The sequence below is a fragment of the Micromonospora sp. NPDC005979 genome, from assembly GCF_040614415.1.
Taxonomy (GTDB): Bacteria; Actinomycetota; Actinomycetes; order Mycobacteriales; family Micromonosporaceae; genus Micromonospora.
Genome location: NZ_JBEXUR010000025.1, coordinates 69,002 through 88,089, shown reverse-complemented (window position 1 = coordinate 88,089; position 19,088 = coordinate 69,002). Strand labels below are relative to the sequence as shown.

At 71.9% G+C, this 19,088-nt stretch carries 24 protein-coding genes; 4 read left to right on the top strand and 20 right to left on the bottom strand.

The window, feature by feature from the left end; all coding sequences use genetic code 11:
- Positions 1 to 57 precede the first annotated feature (57 nt).
- On the bottom strand, positions 58 to 522 hold the full coding sequence (locus ABZ272_RS29640) for a hypothetical protein (RefSeq protein WP_355053227.1): 465 nt from the start codon (positions 520 to 522) through the stop codon (positions 58 to 60).
- A gap of 292 nt (positions 523 to 814) precedes the next feature.
- On the opposite strand from ABZ272_RS29640, the gene ABZ272_RS29635 reads away from it, so the two are divergent.
- Both ABZ272_RS29635 and gndA read left to right on the top strand, forming a co-directional pair.
- Complete coding sequence (locus tag ABZ272_RS29635) at positions 815 to 1,111, top strand: MTH1187 family thiamine-binding protein (protein ID WP_355053226.1); 297 nt, start codon at positions 815 to 817, stop codon at positions 1,109 to 1,111.
- A 143-nt stretch (positions 1,112 to 1,254) separates the two neighbouring features.
- Positions 1,255 to 2,697 carry an NADP-dependent phosphogluconate dehydrogenase gene (gene gndA / locus ABZ272_RS29630; protein ID WP_355053225.1) on the top strand — a complete coding sequence of 481 codons (1,443 nt, stop codon included), beginning with the start codon at positions 1,255 to 1,257 and terminating at the stop codon, positions 2,695 to 2,697.
- A 104-nt stretch (positions 2,698 to 2,801) separates the two neighbouring features.
- On the opposite strand, the gene ABZ272_RS29625 is transcribed toward gndA, so the two are convergent.
- The 5 genes from ABZ272_RS29625 to recO all read right to left on the bottom strand — a co-directional run bounded on the left by ABZ272_RS29625 (position 2,802) and on the right by recO (position 6,055).
- Positions 2,802 to 3,563, bottom strand: a complete 762-nt coding sequence (locus ABZ272_RS29625; protein ID WP_355053224.1) for a pirin family protein — start codon at positions 3,561 to 3,563, stop codon at positions 2,802 to 2,804.
- On the bottom strand, positions 3,560 to 3,793 hold the full coding sequence (locus ABZ272_RS29620) for a thioredoxin reductase (RefSeq protein WP_355053223.1): 234 nt from the start codon (positions 3,791 to 3,793) through the stop codon (positions 3,560 to 3,562). Before ABZ272_RS29620 ends, ABZ272_RS29625 begins: the two co-directional genes overlap by 4 nt.
- Positions 3,794 to 4,074: 281 nt before the next feature.
- Positions 4,075 to 4,260, bottom strand: a complete 186-nt coding sequence (locus tag ABZ272_RS29615) for a hypothetical protein (protein WP_355053222.1) — start codon at positions 4,258 to 4,260, stop codon at positions 4,075 to 4,077.
- 68 nt (positions 4,261 to 4,328) lie between these two features.
- A complete protein-coding gene (locus ABZ272_RS29610) occupies positions 4,329 to 5,141 on the bottom strand; it encodes an isoprenyl transferase (RefSeq protein WP_355053221.1) in 813 nt (270 codons plus the stop codon).
- Complete coding sequence (recO, locus tag ABZ272_RS29605; RefSeq protein WP_355053220.1) at positions 5,138 to 6,055, bottom strand: DNA repair protein RecO; 918 nt, start codon at positions 6,053 to 6,055, stop codon at positions 5,138 to 5,140. The genes ABZ272_RS29610 and recO overlap by 4 nt, the downstream gene beginning before the upstream one ends.
- Positions 6,056 to 6,157: 102 nt before the next feature.
- Here recO and ABZ272_RS29600 point away from each other — a divergent pair, with 102 nt between their 5' ends.
- The gene (locus tag ABZ272_RS29600; RefSeq protein WP_355053219.1) at positions 6,158 to 6,964 is read left to right on the top strand and encodes a DUF4097 family beta strand repeat-containing protein; all 807 of its coding nucleotides are present in this window, start codon (positions 6,158 to 6,160) and stop codon (positions 6,962 to 6,964) included.
- Here ABZ272_RS29600 and ABZ272_RS29595 read toward each other — a convergent pair.
- From ABZ272_RS29595 to ABZ272_RS29540, 12 genes are all read right to left on the bottom strand, one after another.
- Positions 6,951 to 8,069 (bottom strand): acyltransferase, encoded by a 1,119-nt coding sequence (locus ABZ272_RS29595; RefSeq protein ID WP_355053218.1) that lies wholly within the window; start codon positions 8,067 to 8,069, stop codon positions 6,951 to 6,953. The genes ABZ272_RS29600 and ABZ272_RS29595 overlap by 14 nt on opposite strands.
- A 75-nt stretch (positions 8,070 to 8,144) precedes the next feature.
- Complete coding sequence (gene era / locus ABZ272_RS29590) at positions 8,145 to 9,050, bottom strand: GTPase Era (protein WP_355053217.1); 906 nt, start codon at positions 9,048 to 9,050, stop codon at positions 8,145 to 8,147.
- On the bottom strand, positions 9,047 to 9,433 hold the full coding sequence (locus tag ABZ272_RS29585) for a cytidine deaminase (protein ID WP_355053216.1): 387 nt from the start codon (positions 9,431 to 9,433) through the stop codon (positions 9,047 to 9,049). The genes era and ABZ272_RS29585 overlap by 4 nt, the downstream gene beginning before the upstream one ends.
- Positions 9,426 to 10,850: a hemolysin family protein gene (locus ABZ272_RS29580; protein WP_355053232.1), complete on the bottom strand. Its 1,425-nt coding sequence runs from the start codon at positions 10,848 to 10,850 to the stop codon at positions 9,426 to 9,428. The genes ABZ272_RS29585 and ABZ272_RS29580 overlap by 8 nt, the downstream gene beginning before the upstream one ends.
- On the bottom strand, positions 10,826 to 11,299 hold the full coding sequence (gene ybeY / locus ABZ272_RS29575; RefSeq protein ID WP_355053215.1) for an rRNA maturation RNase YbeY: 474 nt from the start codon (positions 11,297 to 11,299) through the stop codon (positions 10,826 to 10,828). Before ybeY ends, ABZ272_RS29580 begins: the two co-directional genes overlap by 25 nt.
- 15 nt (positions 11,300 to 11,314) lie before the next feature.
- Positions 11,315 to 12,373, bottom strand: coding sequence for a PhoH family protein (locus tag ABZ272_RS29570; RefSeq protein ID WP_355053214.1), 1,059 nt, complete (start codon positions 12,371 to 12,373; stop codon positions 11,315 to 11,317).
- Between the two features lie 131 nt (positions 12,374 to 12,504).
- Entirely contained in the window at positions 12,505 to 12,840 is a 336-nt protein-coding gene (locus ABZ272_RS29565; protein ID WP_355053213.1) for a helix-turn-helix domain-containing protein, read from the bottom strand.
- A gap of 123 nt (positions 12,841 to 12,963) precedes the next feature.
- Positions 12,964 to 13,842, bottom strand: a complete 879-nt coding sequence (locus tag ABZ272_RS29560) for a PhzF family phenazine biosynthesis isomerase (RefSeq protein ID WP_355053212.1) — start codon at positions 13,840 to 13,842, stop codon at positions 12,964 to 12,966.
- On the bottom strand, positions 13,839 to 14,516 hold the full coding sequence (locus ABZ272_RS29555; protein ID WP_355053231.1) for an HAD-IA family hydrolase: 678 nt from the start codon (positions 14,514 to 14,516) through the stop codon (positions 13,839 to 13,841). The genes ABZ272_RS29560 and ABZ272_RS29555 overlap by 4 nt, the downstream gene beginning before the upstream one ends.
- Positions 14,516 to 15,511: a nitronate monooxygenase gene (locus tag ABZ272_RS29550; RefSeq protein ID WP_355053211.1), complete on the bottom strand. Its 996-nt coding sequence runs from the start codon at positions 15,509 to 15,511 to the stop codon at positions 14,516 to 14,518. Before ABZ272_RS29550 ends, ABZ272_RS29555 begins: the two co-directional genes overlap by 1 nt.
- A 97-nt stretch (positions 15,512 to 15,608) precedes the next feature.
- Positions 15,609 to 15,755 carry a VOC family protein gene (locus ABZ272_RS29545; RefSeq protein WP_355053210.1) on the bottom strand — a complete coding sequence of 49 codons (147 nt, stop codon included), beginning with the start codon at positions 15,753 to 15,755 and terminating at the stop codon, positions 15,609 to 15,611.
- Complete coding sequence (locus ABZ272_RS29540; protein ID WP_355053209.1) at positions 15,752 to 16,111, bottom strand: histidine triad nucleotide-binding protein; 360 nt, start codon at positions 16,109 to 16,111, stop codon at positions 15,752 to 15,754. The genes ABZ272_RS29545 and ABZ272_RS29540 overlap by 4 nt, the downstream gene beginning before the upstream one ends.
- Before the next feature lie 93 nt (positions 16,112 to 16,204).
- Between ABZ272_RS29540 and ABZ272_RS29535 the strand changes: the two genes are divergently transcribed.
- Positions 16,205 to 16,966: an SDR family oxidoreductase gene (locus tag ABZ272_RS29535; RefSeq protein ID WP_355053208.1), complete on the top strand. Its 762-nt coding sequence runs from the start codon at positions 16,205 to 16,207 to the stop codon at positions 16,964 to 16,966.
- Positions 16,967 to 17,187: 221 nt separating this feature from the next.
- On the opposite strand, the gene ABZ272_RS29530 is transcribed toward ABZ272_RS29535, so the two are convergent.
- A complete protein-coding gene (locus tag ABZ272_RS29530; protein WP_355053207.1) occupies positions 17,188 to 17,922 on the bottom strand; it encodes a 16S rRNA (uracil(1498)-N(3))-methyltransferase in 735 nt (244 codons plus the stop codon).
- Position 17,923: 1 nt separating this feature from the next.
- Positions 17,924 to 19,072: a molecular chaperone DnaJ gene (dnaJ, locus tag ABZ272_RS29525; protein ID WP_355053230.1), complete on the bottom strand. Its 1,149-nt coding sequence runs from the start codon at positions 19,070 to 19,072 to the stop codon at positions 17,924 to 17,926.
- Between the last annotated feature and the right edge of the window lie 16 nt (positions 19,073 to 19,088).

Sequence of the window (19,088 nt, the reverse complement as noted above, 5' to 3'; positions counted from 1 at the left end):
ACCCCCCTTTCTTGGCCCCCCCCCCACGGGCCGCCCCGGGGGCGCCCCACGGCTCGGTCAGCTACGCCGGAAGGCGTAGCGGCGGGTCTGCCCGGCCGGCTGGCTTCGGCCGCCGGCCGAGCGGTTGCCCCCGCCCGTGGGCGGCCCGGCCGTCGGTGCCGAGGGTCGGCTGGCCGGCGTGCGCAGATCCTCCACCGCTGGCGCGTCGACAGCCGCCGGCACGTCGACAGGAAGCGCCGCGTCGGCCGGGACAGCTCCCGGCCGGAGCGGCTCGACGGTCGCCGCCGGGTCGACCAACGCCGCCAGTGGCACGGGCTCGACGGTCGCCGCCGGGTCGACCAACGCCGCCAGTGGCACGGGCTCGACCAGGGCCGCCGGCAGCGCCGGTTCGACCGCGACATCGGGGCGGGTCGGCAGGATCGGGCCGCGACCAGCCGCCGGGCCGTGGTCGGCCGTCGGGATCTTTCCGGGCGGCGTCGTCTTCGGGGTACGGGACTTTCTCGGGTTACGCCTGGCGGGCATCCGGGCCTCCTTCGGTGCCGACCGTTCCGGCCGTTCCCGCGCTCCGGCGGTCGGTCGGGTCGGCTGGTGACCGTCGCGGCGCGACGGTTGGGTGGGAAGGGACGGCTCACCGGGGATCAGGCAGGCTCGACGCCGTCGAACGGCGGGGAGGGAGACGCGCGACGCCCGGGAGCGCACGGACCGCGACGCGGGGCGGCGGACCGGCTCGGAAGTGGGGCGTCAGTTACGCATGCCGGAACCCTAACCACCGGCCGGGCGGACGCGCATCCGAATTTACTGGCACGATCGGCAGATGCTGATCGCGTTCTCGATCACCCCGCTGGGCGGCGGCGACTCCGTGGGCGACCTCGTGGCAGAGGCGGTACGGGTGGTCCGCGAGTCCGGGCTGCCGAACCGGACCGACGCCATGTTCACCACCGTCGAGGGCGAGTGGGACGAGGTGATGGCGGTGGTCAAGCGGGCCGTCGACGTGGTGGCCGCGCAGGCGCCCCGGGTGAGCGTCGTCCTCAAGGCCGACGTCCGGCCCGGAGTCACCGACGCGCTCACCGGGAAGGTGGCGCGGGTGGAGGAACGACTGGCCCAGGGGTGAGCGGGTACCTCGGTCCGCCGGTGGACGCGGTGGACGGACGGGCCGCGACCAGGTAGTGACCCGCCGTGGGACGACCTGCCCGTGAGGCCGGATGCCGCGATACCGTCGCAGGGACAGTTCGACGGCGAGAGGTGGCGGCACGAATGGCTCAGCAGGCGACAGCGCAGATCGGCGTGACCGGGCTGGCGGTGATGGGCCGGAACCTGGCCCGCAACCTGGCCCGCAACGGCTTCACCGTGGCGGTGCACAACCGGTCCCCGGAACGCACCCGCAGCCTCGTCGCGGAGCACGGCGACGAGGGCACCTTCGTGCCCGGTGAGTCGATGGCCGACTTCGTGGCGTCGCTGGAACGACCCCGCGCGGTGATCGTGATGGTCAAGGCCGGTGCGCCCACCGACGCGGTCATCGACGAGTTGGTGCCGCTGCTGGACGAGGGCGACATCATCGTCGACTGTGGCAACGCCCACTTCGCCGACACCCGCCGGCGCGAGGAGTCGCTGCGCGCGCAGGGGCTGCACTTCAGCGGCACCGGCGTCTCCGGCGGCGAGGAGGGCGCGCTGCTCGGCCCGAGCATCATGCCGGGTGGCTCGACCGAGTCGTACGCGAAGCTCGGGCCGATGTTCGAGAAGATCGCCGCCCAGGTGGACGGTGTGCCGTGCTGCACGCACGTCGGGCCGGACGGCGCCGGGCACTTCGTCAAGATGGTGCACAACGGCATCGAGTACGCCGACATGCAGCTCATCGCCGAGGCGTACGACCTGCTGCGGGCCGGGCTGGACGTGACCCCGGCGGAGATCGCCGAGATCTTCCGGGAGTGGAACAGCGGCGAGCTGGAGTCGTTCCTCATCGAGATCACCGCCGACGTGTTGGCGCACACCGACGCGGCGACCGGCCGTGCGTTCGTCGACATCGTGCAGGACCGGGCCGAGCAGAAGGGCACCGGCCGGTGGACCGTGCAGAGCGCCCTGGACCTGGGCATTCCGATCACCGGGATCGCCGAGGCGACGTTCGCGCGCTCGCTGTCCGGGCACGTCGACCAGCGCGAGGCGGCCCGCCGGGCCTTCCCGGACGCCGGCGAGAAGTGGCAGGTGGCCGACCGGGACGCGTTCGTCGAGGACGTCCGCCGGGCGCTGCTCGCTTCCAAGATCGTCGCGTACGCCCAGGGCTTCGACCACATCCGGGCCGGCAGCAGCGAGTTCAACTGGGACATCGACCTGGGCGGTACGGCGACCATCTGGCGGGGTGGCTGCATCATCCGGGCCCGCTTCCTGAACCGGATCCGCGAGGCGTACGACGAGCAGCCCGACCTGCCGACGCTGCTGGTGGCGCCGTACTTCGCCGAGGCGGTCAGCGCCGGCGTGCCGAGCTGGCGGCGGGTGGTGGCCGACGCGACGCACGCGGGTGTGCCGACGCCGGCGTTCTCGTCGTCGCTCGCGTACTTCGACGCGCTGCGGGCCGAGCGGCTCCCCGCCGCGCTGATCCAGGGCCTGCGGGACAACTTCGGCGCGCACACCTACCAGCGCGTGGACCGCGAGGGCTCGTTCCACACCACCTGGGCCGGCGACAAGACGGAGTCCCCGGCCTGACGACGCGGGCATGATCGCGCTCCAACCATGATGTAGTGGCCTTCCGCCGCCGGGAGGCCACTACATCCATGTTCGGGCGCGATCATGCGAGGCATCGCGAGCGCTCAGGCGACGGTGGCGTGCATCTCCCAGACGAGGATCTCCGCCGGCTCGTCGGCGGTGACCCGTCGACCGCCGGTCATGGTGAGCCTCGCCGCGTCGCCGGTGCCGAGTGGACCGCTGCCCTCCAGGGTGACCGTGCCGTCGGGCACGTACACGTGCACGAAGGGCGCGTCCGGGATGGTGACCTCGTCGCCGGGGCGGAGGCGGGCGGCGTGCAGGGTCGCGTACCGGTTGCGGATCCGGATGGCGGACGCGCCGTCGTAGCGGTCCATTCCGGAGGCGATCGGCACCAGGCCGCCGCGCAACAACTCGTCCTCGATCTCCAACTGTTCGTAGCCGGGGTCGACACCCTGCTCGTCGGGGAGCACCCACATCTGCACGAAGTGCACGGGGTCGCTGTGCGGCTGCTGGTTGTCCAGGCGCCAGGCGTCGTTCTTCTCCGAGTGCAGGATGCCGGTGCCGGCGCTCATCCGCTGCGCCAGGCCCGGATAGATCACCCCGGAGTGGCCGGTGGAGTCCTGGTGTACGAGTGAACCCCGCAGCACCCAGGTGACGATCTCCATGTCCTGGTGCGGGTGGGTCTCGAAGCCGGCACCCGGTCGGACCACGTCGTCGTTGTTGACCAGCAGCAGCCCGTGGTGGGTGTTGGCCGGGTCGTAGTGCCGGGAGAACGAGAAGGAGTGCTTCGAGTCCAGCCAGGAGATCCGGGTGGCGAAGCGGTCGTCGGCGCGGCGTACGTCGACCGTCGGGGCGGGTGCGGTCACCAGGCACGCTGCCCGGCGTCGGGGATCGACGGCGCCCAGGTCAGGGCCGGCTCTCCGGTGGCCAGTTCGGCGATCTCACCGGTGCGCAGCGCGGGCGTGTGACCGAACTCGGCGCAGTGCTGCTCGGCGATCTCGGCACAGATATCGGCGACCTGCTCGCAGATCGGGTCGCCCAGGTCGGCCGCGTTCAACGCCATGATCATCTTGTACCGCAGATCCCGCACACCCACCCCCACCCGATAGTTCCCGCTCCCCCTTCCGAACCCTACCGACCCCCACCCCTCCAAGCCCCAAAACCCACAACCCACCAAACCCCCACCCCGACCCGACCCGACCTCGTCGATCATGGAGTTGTGGTGCTGAACGAAAGTCGTGAATACGGTCAAACCCACCACCACAACTCCATGATCGGCGGGGTGAGACGAGCGGCAGGGTGAGACGAGCGACGGGGTGAGACGCCCGACGCCGCCTCGCACGTTGTGCGGGGCGGCGTCAGATGGGTGGGTGGGTGTTACCAGAACCGGCGACGCTTGGCTTTCTGCGGGCGGATCAGGTCCGCGCCCCTCGTCAGCAGCCGGGTCGCCCCGGAGGGACCACGGCGGGCCTCCAGGTTGTGGCTGAGTCGACGCGCGCCGGCCGCGGCCAATGGCGCCGCGACGGCCATCACCGCCCACTGGGCAATGCGCTTCTGGATCATGTGGGTTCACCTCCGTCAGTGGCTCCTGACGTTCCTGATACCCAGCGTGACGTGTGGGTAAGCCTCGCTCAGGCCGTCGGAGCCACCGGATTGGGCAGCGCGCCCCCGAAGCGCCGGTCCCGCTGGGCGTACAGCTCGCACGCGTACCAGAGGTGGCGGCGGTCGAAGTCCGGCCAGAGCGTGTCGAGGAAGACCAACTCGGCGTACGCGGTCTGCCAGAGCAGGAAGTTGGAGATCCGCTCCTCGCCGGAGGGACGCAGGAACAGGTCCACGTCCGGGATCTCCGGGTGGTAGAGGTACTTCGCGATGGTCTTCTCGGTGACCTTCGCCGGGTCCAGTCGACCGGCCGCGACGTCCCGGGCGATCGCCGCGGCGGCGTCACCGATCTCGGCGTGCCCGCCGTAGTTGACGCAGAACTGCAGGGTGAGCGTCGAGTTGTCGCGGGACATCTCCTCGGCGGTCTGCAGCTCGGAGATGACGCTCTTCCACAACCGCCCCGGACGCCCCGACCAGACCACCCGGACGCCCAGGTCGACCAACTGGTCGCGGCGTCGACGGATGACGTCCCGGTTGAACCCCATGAGGAACCGGACCTCGTCGGGCGAGCGCCGCCAGTTCTCGGTGGAGAAGGCGTACGCCGACAGGTAGGGGATGCCCATCTCGATGGCGCCCTCGATCGTGTCGAAGAGGCTGTGCTCCCCCGCCTCGTGCCCCTTGGTGCGGGGCAGCCCGCGGTCCTTGGCCCACCGACCGTTGCCGTCCATCACGATGGCCACGTGCTTGGGCACCGCCCCCGCGGGCAGCGCCGGCGGCCGGGCGCCGGACGGGTGGGGCGTCGGTGGCGTCGGCTCGCGCCGACCGGACCTCGTCGATCGGATCACTCGGCTCTCTCCTTGCTCGTGCCGTCCGCTCCGGAACCGGCGTCACCGCCCGGCCGGAGCATCGCAGCCCCGGACCCGACGTCACCGCGTGGGCGGAGCATCCCCGCCCCACCGCCGCCCGGCGGCGGGACCGTACCGGCGACCGGGGTGGTGCTCCGGTCGACCAGCGGCAGCGAGCGTAACGCGCGTTCCAGGTGCCACTGGAGGTGCGCCGCCACCAGGCCGCTGCACTCCCGTCGTACCCCGGTGTCGGTGGCATCGGCGACCACCCAGTCGCCGGTGGTCAGCGCGGACATCAGGTCGATGGTGGCCGGCGCGGGGTGGGCCGCGCCCGGCGGCCGGCAGTCCGGGCAGACCGCGCCGCCGGCCGGCACGGAGAACGCGCGGTGCCGCCCGGGGGTGCCGCAGACGGCACAGGCGGTCAGCGCCGGCGCCCAGCCGGCGAGGGCCATCCCCCGCAGCAGGTACGCGTCGAGCACGAGGGTGGTGTCGTGCTCGCCCCGGGACAGCGCCTTCAACGCCCCCACGGTGAGCTGGAACAGCCGCAGCGATGGTTCCCGCTCGACGGGTGTCAGCCGCTCGGCGGTCTCGGCGATCGCGCTGGCCGCCGTGTAGCGGGGGTAGTCGCCGAGGAACCGCTTGCCGTACAGGTCGATGCCCTCGACCTGGCTGACCGTGTGCAGCGAGCTGCCGTGGTTGCCCTTGGGGTCACCGGCGAGTTGCAGGTCGATGTGACCGAACGGCTCCAGGCGGGCGCCGAACTTGCTCATGGTGCGCCGGACCCCCCGGGCGACCGCCCGCAGTCGGCCGTGCCGGCGGGTCAGCAGGGTGATGATCCGATCGGACTCGCCGAGCTTCTGCACGCGCAGCACCACCGCGTCGTCGCGGTAGAGCTGTCGGCGGTACCCGGCCATCGGACCATTCTCCCTCGGGGTGTGAAATCAGGGTCGCTTCGGGGTGGACGCGAGGATGAACCCCGATGTGCCGGGCCGGCGACCGCCCGTAGCGTGCTGGCCATGGCACCGCACCAGAGCACCGCCGTCCGTCGTCGCCGCGCCGCCGCGCCCGTCGCGTTGGCGTTGTCCACTGCCCTCATCCTGCTGGCCGGGTGCGACAACCTGTCGTTCCGTCGGCTCGACTACGACGACACCGAGCCGGTGAAGATCACCACCATCCGGGTGGACGGGGGCTCCGGGGACGTGATCATTCGAGGCACCGGCCCGGCGGGCGAGGCGCGGATCAAGCGGGTGGTCCGCTACCAGGGCGGCGAGCCCAAGGCGCGGTACGAGATCAAGGACAGCGAGTTGGTGTTGAACACCGACTGCGGTGACCGGTGCAGCGTCTCGTACGAGGTGACCGTGCCGGCGGGCGTGAGCGTGCAGGGCGACAGCGGCTCGGGCGACGTCGAGCTGACCAAGGTGGGCGCGGTGAAGCTGCGGCTGGGCTCGGGTGACGTGCGGATCACCGAGGTCACGGGGTCGCTCGACGTGGAGACCGGCTCGGGCAACATCGACCTGAGCGAGGCCGATTCGACGGTACGGCTGCGGGCCGGCTCCGGCGACGTCAGCGCCCGCCGGGTGGCCGGCGCGACGGACGCCGAGGCCGGCTCGGGCAACGTGACCATCGAGTTGGAGACGCCGACCTCGGCGCGGGCGCACGCCTCCAGCGGAGACGTCAGCCTGCTCGTACCGGCGGGCAGCTACCGGGTCCGCTCCAGCACCGGCTCCGGCGACGCGCGGATCACCGTGACGGACGACCCGGCGGCGTCCCTGGTGCTCGACGGCTCGGCCGGCAGCGGCGACGTCACCATCAGCCAGCGTTGATCTCGACCGTCACCGCCTCGGTGGGCAGCCGCTGCGCCGGCACGGTGGCCGGCCCCACGGTCTCGCCGACCGCACGCCGATCCGTCCCACCGTTGCCGGAGACGCCCGACGAGCCGACGGGAACCAGTTCCGGGCGGCGGCGGGCGGCGACGTCCTCGACCCAACCGACGGCCAGGGTGACCAGACCGACCAGCGCGAAGACCAGCAGCACCCGTACCGCCAGCCCCACCGGATCCTGGTGGGACCAGCCGACCACGTCGACGAGCGGGGTGAGCGCCACCACGAACGGCATGTGCCAGAGGTAGATGGTGAGCGCCCGCCGGTTGACCACGGTCAGCGCCTGGTCGGCCAACCGGCTGCGCGACAGCCAGGCCACCCCGGCCGGCGCCCGGCCCAGGACGACCAGGATGAACGCGGCCGACCAGAGGGCGTTGCCCAGGTGGTTGTCGTTGAGGTCGTACCCCCGTGGACCGGGATGCGTGACGATCCAGGCCCCGCCGACGACGGCGAGGGCCAGCGCGAGCGGGTACAGCACCCGGCCGGTGAGGCGGCGCAGCATCCCGGCGTGGTGGGCGAAGCCCAGCACCCACGCGCCGAAGTACAGCCCGAACTCACGCACGACCGCCGGCGCCGGGTAGATGCCCACCTCGATGGTCACCAGCAGCAGGTACGGGGCGAGCAGGGTGGGCAGCGGGGCTCGCCGGAACAGCCAGAACGCGACCGGTGAGGCGAGCACGAACCAGAGGTAGTCGCGCAGGTACCAGATGACGCTCAGCGCTAGGGCGCCCCAGTTGTTGGCCGGCGGGTCGGCGATCGGGAACAGCCACAGCAGCACCCGTGGGGACAGCGGCAACCCGGTGAACAGCATGGCCGGCACGAAGACCACCGCCACCACCCACAGCGACGGCAGCAGGCGACGCAGCCGACGGCCGACCGCCGCCGGGCCGGACCGGGCCAGCGAGGCGGCCATCAGCGAGCCGGCCAGCGCGAACATCACCGACATGGCGGGGAACACCAGGGTGAGGGTCGCCCACCCGGTGACGTGGTAGACGACGACTCGGACGATGGCCAGGAAACGGAGCAGATCGAGATATCTGTTGCGCATCAGCCTGCATCTGGATCGGGGGCGCGGGGGTTGCCCTCTCCCCTACCCGGCCCGACCCACGAGCCAAACGAAGCCTCAGAAACCCAGCTTGCGCAACTGCCGTGGGTCGCGCTGCCAGTCCTTCGCGACCCGGACGTGCAGGTCCAGGTAGACCCGCGAGCCGAGCAGCTCCTCGATCTGCCGACGGGCGGTGGTGCCGACCTCCTTGAGCCGGCTGGCCCGGTGGCCGAGCACGATCGCCTTTTGGCTGGGACGCTCCACGTACACGTCGGCGTAGATCTTCATGAGCTGACCCTCGGGGATCATCTCCTCCACCACCACGGCGATGGAGTGCGGCAGCTCGTCGCGGACCCCCTCCAGGGCCGCCTCCCGGATCAGCTCCGCGACCAGCACCTGCTCCGGGTCGTCGGTCAGCATGTCGTCGGGGTAGAGCTGCGGCGACGGCGGCAGGTACTTCGTCATCACGTCGACGAGGGTGTCCACCTGGTGCCCGGAGACCGCGCTCACCGGCACGATCTCGGCGAACTCCCCCAGCTCGCTGACCGCGAGCAACTGCTCGGCCAACCGACGCTTGTCCACCAGGTCGGTCTTGGTGACAACCGCCAGCACGGTCGCCTTCAGCTCGGCCAGCTCGCCCGTGATGAACCGGTCACCGCGCCCGACCGGCTCGTCCGCCGGGATGCACAGGCCGATGACGTCGACCTCGGTCCAGGTGGAGCGGACCAGGTCGTTGAGGCGCTCGCCGAGCAGCGTACGGGGTCGGTGCAGGCCCGGCGTGTCCACCAGGACCAGCTGCGACTCCGGGCGGTGCAGCACCGCCCGGATGACGTGCCGGGTGGTCTGCGGCTTGTTCGACGTGATCGCGATCTTGGTGCCGACGATCGCATTGGTCAGGGTGGACTTCCCCGCGTTGGGTCGGCCGACGAAACAGCCGAACCCGGCCCGGTACGGGCGGGCCTCCGGGTCGCGCACCGGGCTCACTCGGTCACCGTGCCGAGGACCGTGCCGTCCGGAGCGGCGACGTGGATCGGCGCGTCCGGGGCGAGGTCACGCACCACCGCGTGCCCCGCGCCGTCCAGCGTCGACGCCTCGGTCACCACCGCCGCCGCCTCCAGCCGACTCGCCCCGGCGGCGACCGCCGAGGCCACCGCCAACTGCAGCGCGGTGAGGGTCAGCGAGGGCAGCGTCACGCTCGCCGCCGCGTACGTCCGACCGTCCTGATCCCGGACCGCGGCGCCCTCCACGGCACCGATCCGCGCACGGGCGCCCCGGGCCAGGACGACGAGCTTGCCGTCCTCGGCGCTCAGCGGCGCCGACGCGCCGGGGGTGGGCCGGGCGGTGGGCGCGGCGGGTGTCTCAGGCATCGGCGGCTTGCCTCTCGTCGTCTCGGTAGTGGTTCGGGTCGCTGCCGGGGCCGGCGTGGTCGCCGCGCCCGGTGGCGTCCTGCGTGTCGCCCGACTCCACCCTGCTCACCAGGACGGTGTCGATCCGGTTGCGTCGACCGGTGGTGCCCTCGGCGACCAGCCGGAGACCGGCCACCTCGACCTCCGCTCCGGGGATCGGCACCCGCCCCAGCGACTGGGCGAGCAGACCACCGACCGTCTCCACCTCGTCGGTGGGCAGGTCGGTGTCGAACAGCTCGCCCAGGTTCTCCACCGGCAGGCGGGCCGTGACCCGCACCGAGGAGTCCGCGAGGCGCTCGACCGGCGGGCGTTCGACATCGTACTCGTCGGTGATCTCACCGACGATCTCCTCCAGGATGTCCTCGATGGTGACGAGGCCACCGGTGCCGCCGTACTCGTCGACCACGATGACCAGGTGGTTGCGTGCCGCCTGCATCTCCGACAGCAGGTCGTCGACCGGCTTGGACTCCGGCACGAAGGTCGCCGGGCGCATCAGCTCGGCCACCGGCACCTGCTCGGCACCCGGATCGCCGCCGCGCGACCGGCGGATCAGGTCCTTGAGGTAGAGCACCCCGAGTACGTCGTCGACGCTCTCGCCGATGACCGGGATGCGGGAGAAACCCGAGCGCAGGAAGAGCACCAGCGCCTGGGCCAGGGTCTTGCCCTCCTCGATCCACACCATCTCGGTGCGCGGCACCATCACCTCGCGGGCGATGGTGTCGCCGAGCGCGAAGACCGAGTGGATCATCTGGCGCTCGCCGTGCTCCACGACGCCACGCTGCTCGGCCAGGTCGACCAGCTCACGCAGCTCCACCTGGCTGGCGAACGGCCCCTCCCGGAAGCCGCGCCCCGGGGTGACCGCGTTGCCGATCAGGATGAGCAGCGACGCGAGCGGGTTGAGCGCGCGACCCAGCCAGCGGACCAGCGGCGCGACCGCCCGGCCCACGGCGTACGCGTGCTGCCGGCCGATGGTGCGCGGGGCGACACCGACCACCACGAAGCTGACCACTGTCATCGCGCCCGCGGTGACCAGCGCGGCCCGCCAGCCCGCGCCGAAGCTGTCCACCGCGACCAGCGCCACCAGCGTGGTGGCGGTCAGCTCGGCGAGCAGCCGCAACAACAGCAGCAGGTTGAGGTGCCGGACGACGTCCCCGGCCACGACCTGGAGGGTACGGGCGCCGCGCACGCCGTCCCGGGCCAGTTCGGCGGCCCGGGCCGGCGAGACCGCGGCCAGCGCCGCCTCGGTCATCGCGATCACACCGGCCAGCACTACCAGGCCGGCCGCGAAGACGATCAGTTGCAGGTCGGGAAGGCCGGCCGTGGGGCCGACCGCGAGTAACACAGAAGTGGACATCACGGGGTACGGGTCGACCGCCAGCTCGCCAGCAGTCGCGCCTGGAGGCCGAACATCTCCCGTTCCTCCTCCGGCTCCGCGTGGTCGTACCCGAGCAGGTGCAGCACCCCGTGCACGGTGAGCAGGTGCAGCTCGTCGGCCGGGGCGTGCCCGGCGGTCGCGGCCTGCTTGGCCGCCACCTCGGGGCAGAGCACGATGTCGCCGAGCAGGGCCGGTTCGCCGCCGGCCGGGGCGCTCTCGCCCGGACCGTGGTCGACGCTCCCCTCGTCCATCGGGAAGGCGAGGACGTCGGTGGGGCCGTCCCCGCCCATCCAGCGGTGGTTCAGCTCGGTCATGTAGTCGATGTCGACCAGCAGCACGGACAGCTCGGCGAGGGGGTTGACCCCCATCTCGTCGAGGGCGTGCCGGGCGACGGCGAGCACGGCGTCGGTGTCGACGTCGACACCGGACTCGTTGGCGATCTCGATGGACAACTGCTTTCCTCTGCTTTAGCGGCGGCGGCCGGCCCGGCCGCCCTGGGCGGGTCGCCCGGGTACGGCATGGACGCCCTGCGCCTGCTGGTTCTCCCGTTCGGCGTCCCAGCGGGCGTACGCGTCGACGATCTCCCCGACCAGCCGGTGACGCACCACGTCGGAGCTGGACAACTGGGCGAAGTGCACGTCGTCGACGTTTCCCAGGATCTCCCGGACGACCCGCAGCCCGCTGCTCGTCCCGCCGGGAAGGTCCACCTGGGTGATGTCACCCGTCACGACGATCTTGGAGTTGAAGCCGAGCCGGGTGAGGAACATCTTCATCTGCTCGGGCGTGGTGTTCTGCGCCTCGTCCAGAATGATGAACGCGTCGTTGAGGGTCCTACCGCGCATGTACGCCAGCGGGGCGACCTCGATCGTGCCGGCGGCCATCAGCTTCGGGATCGACTCCGGGTCGATCATGTCGTGCAGCGCGTCGTAGAGCGGCCGCAGGTACGGGTCGATCTTCTCGTTGAGCGTGCCGGGCAGGAAGCCCAGCCGCTCGCCGGCCTCGACCGCCGGCCGGGTCAGGATGATCCGGTTGACCTGCTTCGCCTGCAACGCCTGGACGGCCTTCGCCATGGCCAGGTACGTCTTGCCGGTACCAGCCGGGCCGATGCCGAAGACGATGGTGTGCGAGTCGATCGCGTCGACATACCGCTTCTGCCCGAGCGTCTTCGGGCGGATGGTGCGCCCACGGCGGGAGAGGATGTCGAGGGTCAGGACCTCGGCGGGCCGCTCGGCGCTGCCCTGCTCGAGCATGCCGACGGTACGCCGGACGGCGTCAGTGGTCAGGGTCTCGCCTTTCTCGATGAGTTCGAGCAGCTCACTGAAGACCCGCTCGGCGAGGGCGTTGTCGGCGGGAGCGCCGGTGATGGTGATCTCGTTGCCGCGGACGTGCACGTCACTGGCGACCGAGCGTTCGACGAGGCGCAGGATCTCGTCACCAGCGCCGAGCAGATTGACCATGATCTTGGGGTCGGGCACGGTGATCCTGGTCTGCACCCGGGGCGGGCCGGGAGGTGGGGTGCCAGTCATAGGTCGGGCCGAGGGGCCCTGCGCACCTGCTCTCAATCTCGGCGCCGGCCCAGCTGGCACGGCGTGCGGACGTTACACCCATCGTATCGGGTCAACGCGGGCCGCATCGCGCCCATTTCCGCTGGCCGCGATCAACTCGCGACCTGCGGTGGAGAAGCGTCAGGGGCGGTGATTCGGGGTTCGGTTTCCGCGTCCTCGCTCAAAGCCGAAGCCCACGCGTGGGACCAGCGGACGAGCGGGCGCAACGCCTGGTAGGCGCCGCGCCCCAGGTCGGTGAGCAGGTAGGCCGTGTCCGGCTGCTGGGCGACGAGGTGGGCGTCAAGCAGTTCGGTCAGCCGCTGCCGCAGGACGCTCGAGGACATGTTGTCGCAGCGCTGCTGCAGCGCGCGGAACCCGAGCGGCCCGTGCTGCAACTCCCAGACGATGCGCAGGTTCCACCGGCGGCCGAACAGGTCGAGGGCGGCCATGAGGGGTCGCCCGGTACTTGATCCGCGTACCGGCTGGCCGGGCCTGGGTACCGTCATCGCCTTTGCGCCCCTCTTGATGCTGGATGTCCGATACAGCAGCGTCCAGTGCGTCGATTCGTCGCCTCAGTCTCCGTCGCGGACGACCGCCAACCCGCCGACCCGCGTCGTGATGCCCGCCAGCCCACGTCGGGCCGAGGCGAGCACGCTGGCCGGTCGACCTAGGGTGTCACCCTGCTCCACCTCGATCGCCACCGTCTGCGCCCCGGTCGAGTCGAGCAGGTGGGCGGCGAGGCAGCCGGTGCTGTTGGCGTTGGCGACGTCCTCGTCGACACCGATGGCCGGCGCGAACATCCGCGCCGCACCCGGTTGTTCGCCCATCGGCGGGACGTAGACGAAACAGCCGAGGAGCCCGTGCCGCCGGCACGCCGCAGCCAGCCTGCCGAGGTGTGGGCGGACTCGGACCAGCGCCGACCGGTCGCGGACCGGTACCAGCATGCGCGGTGCGCCGGGCGCAGCGATCCGTGGCACGTCGTCCGGATGCGGATCGTCCGTCCTGAGCCCGAGCGCGTCCACGATCGCGGCCCGCTCGTTCGGTGCCGGGTGACGCAGTACGACGAGTCCCTGGTCGAACCACACCTCGATGCCGCCGGGGCGGCGGATCGCGACGGTGTCGAAAGTACGCCCGCCGGTGCGTTGGCGATCGGTGAGCTCAGCGCCCCCGGTGCGGGTCAACCGGACGGCCTGCGCGGCAACGGTGCCATGGCCGCAGCCGGACAGCTCACCGGCGGCGGTGAAGAACCGGACCGGCCAGGCACCGTCCCGCGTCCGCCCCGGGCCGACGATCGCCGCGTGCGAGGTGCCGGCCGCAGCAGCCACCGCGCACCGGTCGGGGTCCGTCGCCGCCGGGTCGTCGTCGGTGACGGCAGTGGGGCTGCCACCCCGACCGTCGCGCCGCACACACGCATCGACAACCGTGATCTCCGGCCAGACTACGTCGTTCACGGGTGCGCCCTGTCCAGCCAGTCGGTGATGAGGGGGATGGTGTCGCCGAGGGTGTCGACGCGGTGGTGTGCGCCGGCGAGTTCGTCGTCGGGATGGGTGGTGCGTACGGCGATCACTGTCATGCCTGCGGCTCGGGCTGCTTCGATGCCTGCGGGGGCGTCCTCGATCACCAAGCAGTCGGACGCCGGGAGGTGCAGTAACCGCGCCGCTCGCAGGTAGCCCTCTGGATCGGGTTTGCCGAGCCGGACGTGGCCGCTGTCGACCAGCACGGGAGGATTGGGTAAGCCGCCTACGAGCAGGCGGTGCAGCACCGTCGGAGCTCGGCCGGAGGTGACGACGCCCCACCGCCGGCCCGTCAGCAGCCGCAACACCGCAGCGGCATCGGGATACACGGGAAAGGCGTCGCCCTCATCGGCCATGATGTCGCGGACCAGCCGGTATTCCGCTTCGGCATCGAGCTGCGGTGCAACGACCGCGATGGTGTCGACGGGCCGGCGGCCATGGGTGTGTGACCAGACCAGGTCAGGGTCGAGGTTGCGTTGCGTCGCCCATCGGCTCCAGATCCGGCGGTAGGCAGGGTACGAATCGACGAGCACACCGTCGACGTCGAACAACACTGCCTTGTCGGCAACGCTCGTGCCGATGTCGTGCAGCTGATGTGGCCCTTGAGCCATCACACCGCCAGGTCGTGCAGAACGCCGACCGTGGTGGCCGCCTGTACGGCCATGTCGTGGACCAGCCGGGCGGCGGGGAGGACCTCGTGGACGAGGTGCACCGACTGACCCGCGTACAGCGCCATGTCGTCCAGGTCGCCCGTCATGTCGGGCAGTGGCATCAGATCCCCGTACCGATAGTGGCTCTGATCGGCCGCGTCCACCGCCACGACATCGCCCTCGCCGGGCCGATGCGGTGCCTGCGGCGAGCCGGCGGCCTCCCACCGGCGGAGGGTCGCGTTGCGCAACGCGCGGTGCGGCGCATGCGGCCAGCCGCCGTCGAAGCACCGGGTGTACACGGCGTCCACGCCGGCGGCGGTGATCAGCTGCCGCCGATACACCTCATGCGTGGCAGCCTCAGCGGCAGCCAGGAAACGGGTGCCCAGCATGACGCCCTGGGCGCCGAGCGCCAGCGCCGCCGCGACCCCCCGGCCGTCCGCGATCCCACCGGCGGCAACCACGGGTACGGGGCCGACCGCGTCGACGACGGCGGGCACCAGGGCCATCGTGGACGTGCTGCCGCGGACATGACCGCCGGCCTCCCAGCCCTGTGCCACGACGACGTGCACGCCGCCGGCGACCGCGTGGACCGCTTCGGCGACCTCGCCGACCGTGTGCAGATGCAGCGCGGCCGCCTCGCGGATGCGGCCATTCACCGGCGACGGGTCTCCCCAGAAGGTGGAGATGATCGGCACTCCCTCTTCCAGGCAGACCGCCAGCAGGTCGTCCACCGGAAAATCGAGAACCAGGTTCACGCCGAACGGTCTCGTGGTGAGCTCCCGAGTTCGCCGGATGGTGCGGCGCGCCTGCTCGGGGCTCTGCCAGGTCAACGCCAACATGCCGAGGCCGCCGGCCTCGGATACGGCTGCGGCCAGGTCCGGTCCCGCAGCCGAACCCACCGGTGCCTGGATGATCGGCAGCCCGATGCCCAGCCGTTCGCACAGGGTGGTGCGCAATCCCCTCACGACTCCCCCGAATGCTTCGGAAATCGAATCGATGGGCTCGGACGTTACTGTGTCGGACATCGAAGCGTCAACAGGGCGTGACGGGCCGTCAGCGGTAGTACTGGACCAGGTAGAACTCGTGGTCCTCCGGGTCAGCCATGACGACAACCACGCCCTCGTCGTAGTCGTGCCGCTCGCCGGTGTACCGACCACCGAGATCGACGACCAGGGCCATGGCGTCGGAGCCGGCCGTCACGTCAGATCTCGGGCGAGCATCGGGCCGAGTGGCGCGCCGCCGAGCAGGTGGGCGTGCACGTGGAACACCTCCTGCCCGCCGTACGCCCCGGTGTTGAACATCAGCCGGAACCCGTCGCCGAGCAGCCCCTCGTCCTCGGCCACCGCGGCGGCCGTGGCCAGCACCGCCCCGGCCAACGCCGGGTCACCCTCGGCGAGGGTGGCCACGTCGGCGTAGTGCTCCTTCGGAATGACCAGGACGTGCACCGGGGCCTTCGGGTCGATGTCGCGGAAGGCGAGCGTGGTGTCGGTCTCGCGGACCACGGTGGCCGGGATCTCCCCGGCGACGATGCGGCAGAACAGGCAGTCGGATCCCATCGGGGCAGTGTAAGGAAGGGCACCTTGCTAACGCCTGAGGCATAGGAAGGGGCCCTTCCTTACAACTGGGCGTGCTGGGGCAGGATGGCCGGCATGACGGATCGGGCGGTTCTGGTGACGGGGTCCTCGCGCGGCATCGGCCGGGCGGTGGTGGAGGCGTTCGCCGTCAGTGGGGACCGGGTGGCGATCCACCACCGCGACTCCGCCGAGGCGGCCGAGGCACTACGCGCCGGGCTGCCCGGGTCGGGGCACGTCGTGGTCCGCGCCGACCTCACCGACCCGGACGCGGTCCGCACCATGGTCGACCGGGCGGCCGAGCAGCTCGGTGGCCTGGACGTGCTGGTCAACAACGCCGGCACGTACGGCGACCGGGACGTCCCGCACCCGATCTTCGGTACCTCGTACGAGGAGTGGCAGGCTCGCTGGCGGCAGGTGCTGGAGACCAACCTGACCGGTGCGGGGAACGTGATCTGGTGCGCCGCCCAGCACCTGCGCGAGCGGGGTGGCCGGATTGTCAACGTGTCCTCTCGGGGCGCCTTCCGGGGCGAGCCGGAGCAGCCGGCGTACGGCGCCAGCAAGGCGGGGCTGAACGCGCTCGGTCAGTCCCTCGCCGTGGCGCTCGCGCCGTACGGCATCACGGTCGCCACGGTGGCGCCGGGTTTCGTGGCGACCGACATGACGACCGAGCACCTGCGCGGTGAGCGGGGCGCGGCGATCCGGGCGCAGAGCCCGTTCGACCGGGTGGCCCGCCCGGAGGAGATCGCCGCCGCGGTGCACTGGCTGGCCTCCCCCGAGGCCGAGTGGGCCTCCGGCACGATCGTCGACCTCAACGGCGCGTCCTACCTACGCAGCTGACCTCCGGTCCGGTCACGAGCTGGCCCCCACCGACGCCCGGCCAGCGCCCTCCCCACACCCTGATCGCGTCCTTTGCTCTGCTTCAAGCACGGCAACAGTCAGGCGCTGAAAGTGTTGCGTCCGCTGAAGCAGAGCAAAGGACGCACGCGGACGGGGTCGTCGGGGCCGGGCACGACCCATCGCGCCGGAGGGCGAGGGTGGGGGCGAGGATGGGGGTGGGTCTACCAGCGGCCGAGACGGGTGGCGAGCACGCTGAGCGCGGCCACGCCGGCCGTGGAGGTACGCAGCACCTCCGGCCCGAGGCGTACCGGCCGGCCGCCGGCCTCACGGAAGGCCGTCAGCTCGGCCCGGTCGATGCCGCCCTCCGGGCCGACCACGAGGACGATCTCCCCGCCCGACGGCAGGTCGACGCCGGTCAGCGGCTCCTCGGCCTCCTCGTGCAGGACGAACCCGGCGGCGGCCCCGGCGATCCGGCGGGCGACCGTGGCGGTGGATTCGTCCGGCGCGCCGGCCACGACGGGCAGCCAGGGCCGGCGGGCCTGTTTCGCCGCCTCGCGGGCGGTGGCGACCCACTTCTCGCGTGCGCGTACGCCCCGGTCGCCGCGCCACTGGGCCACCGAGCGCGACGCCGCCCAGGGCACGATCTCGTCCACCCCGACCTCGGTCATCGCCTGCACGGCCAGCTCACCCCGGTCGCCCTTGGCGATGCCCTGCACGGTGACGATCCGGGGTACGGGCGCGTCCGCGTACCCCCGGGAGGTGACGGCGACCTCCAGGCTGCCCCGGCCGACGGCGGTGACCACGGCGGCGGCCGTGCCGCCCCGACCGTCGGCGAGCAGCAGCTCCTCGCCGACGCGCAGTCGCTGTACGGTGGCGGCGTGGTGCCCCTCCGGGCCGTCCAGGGTCAGCGCGTCACCGGTGGGCAGCGCGTCCACCAGGAACAGCGGCGCCGACACCTCAGGCGTGCCCGTTGAACGCGTCGCGCATCCGGGAGAAGAAGCCGCCCTGCTTGGTCAGCTCGGCGACCTCCTCGCCCCGGGTCTTGGCGAAGTCGCGCAGCATCTTCTCCTGGTCGGGGTCGAGCTTGGTGGGCGTCCGGACGTCCAGGTGCACGTAGAGGTCGCCCCGGCCGGTGCCGCGCAGGTGCGGTACGCCCCGGGCGCGCAGTCGCAACGTGCTGGCCGGCTGGGTGCCGGCCTTGACGTCGACGGTCTCCTCGCTGTCCAGCGTCTTGATGGTGAGCCGGGTGCCCAGCGCGGCGGCGGTCATCGGCACGGTGACGCGGCAGTGCAGGTCGTCACCCTTGCGGGAGTAGACGTCGTGCGGACGCTCGTGGATCTCCACGTAGAGGTCGCCGGCGGTGCCACCGCCCGGGCCCACCTCACCCTGCTGGGCCAGCCGGATCCGCATGCCGTCCTCGACGCCGGCCGGGATCTTGACGGTGAGCGATCGGCGGGTGCGTACCCGGCCGTCGCCGGCGCAGGTCGGGCAGGGGTGCGGGATGGTGGTGCCGTAGCCCTGGCAGACGGTGCACGGTCGGGCCGAGACCACCTGGCCGAGGAAGGTGCGCTGCACCGACTGCACCTCGCCCCGGCCGGCGCACGCCTCACAGGTGGCCAGGTGGGTACCGGCCGCGGTGCCAGCGCCCGAGCAGGTGGTGCAGAGCACGGCGGTGTCGACGGTGATCGGGGCCTCGACGCCGAACGCCGTCTCGTGCAGGTCCAGTTCGAGGCGCAGGATCGCGTCCGCGCCCGGTCGGGTCCGTGGACGCGGCCCACGGCCGGCGCCGCCCGCGGCGCCACCGAAGAACGCGTCCATGATGTCCTGGAAACCGACGAACGGGCCGGCTCCCCCCGGACCACCCGGGCCGCCCGCGCCCCCGCCGCCGGGGGCGAGCGGGTCGCCACCCAGGTCGACGATCTGCCGCTTCCGGTCGTCCGAGAGGACCTCGTACGCGGCGTTGATGTCCTTGAACTTCTCCTGGGCCTCCGGGTCCGGATTGACGTCCGGGTGGAACTGGCGTGCCAGCTTGCGGTAGGCGCGCTTGATCTCGTCATCGGAGGCTTCCCGGCTGACACCGAGGATGCCGTAGTAGTCCCTGGCCACTGCGTTCCGTATCCTC

What these genes read in the sequence shown, in the direction of transcription:
- ABZ272_RS29635 (WP_355053226.1), top strand. Translation starts at nt 815, where the DNA reads ATGCTGATCGCGTTCTCGATCACCCCGCTGGGCGGCGGCGACTCCGTG.
- ABZ272_RS29540 (WP_355053209.1), bottom strand. Translation starts at nt 16,111, where the DNA reads ATGGGATCCGACTGCCTGTTCTGCCGCATCGTCGCCGGGGAGATCCCG.
- ABZ272_RS29640 (WP_355053227.1), bottom strand. Translation starts at nt 522, where the DNA reads ATGCCCGCCAGGCGTAACCCGAGAAAGTCCCGTACCCCGAAGACGACG.
- ABZ272_RS29555 (WP_355053231.1), bottom strand. Translation starts at nt 14,516, where the DNA reads ATGGCTCAAGGGCCACATCAGCTGCACGACATCGGCACGAGCGTTGCC.
- ABZ272_RS29535 (WP_355053208.1), top strand. Translation starts at nt 16,205, where the DNA reads ATGACGGATCGGGCGGTTCTGGTGACGGGGTCCTCGCGCGGCATCGGC.
- ABZ272_RS29600 (WP_355053219.1), top strand. Translation starts at nt 6,158, where the DNA reads ATGGCACCGCACCAGAGCACCGCCGTCCGTCGTCGCCGCGCCGCCGCG.
- ABZ272_RS29565 (WP_355053213.1), bottom strand. Translation starts at nt 12,840, where the DNA reads ATGGCCGCCCTCGACCTGTTCGGCCGCCGGTGGAACCTGCGCATCGTC.
- gndA (WP_355053225.1), top strand. Translation starts at nt 1,255, where the DNA reads ATGGCTCAGCAGGCGACAGCGCAGATCGGCGTGACCGGGCTGGCGGTG.
- ABZ272_RS29585 (WP_355053216.1), bottom strand. Translation starts at nt 9,433, where the DNA reads ATGCCTGAGACACCCGCCGCGCCCACCGCCCGGCCCACCCCCGGCGCG.
- recO (WP_355053220.1), bottom strand. Translation starts at nt 6,055, where the DNA reads ATGGCCGGGTACCGCCGACAGCTCTACCGCGACGACGCGGTGGTGCTG.
- ABZ272_RS29570 (WP_355053214.1), bottom strand. Translation starts at nt 12,373, where the DNA reads ATGACTGGCACCCCACCTCCCGGCCCGCCCCGGGTGCAGACCAGGATC.
- ABZ272_RS29595 (WP_355053218.1), bottom strand. Translation starts at nt 8,069, where the DNA reads ATGCGCAACAGATATCTCGATCTGCTCCGTTTCCTGGCCATCGTCCGA.
- ABZ272_RS29615 (WP_355053222.1), bottom strand. Translation starts at nt 4,260, where the DNA reads ATGATCCAGAAGCGCATTGCCCAGTGGGCGGTGATGGCCGTCGCGGCG.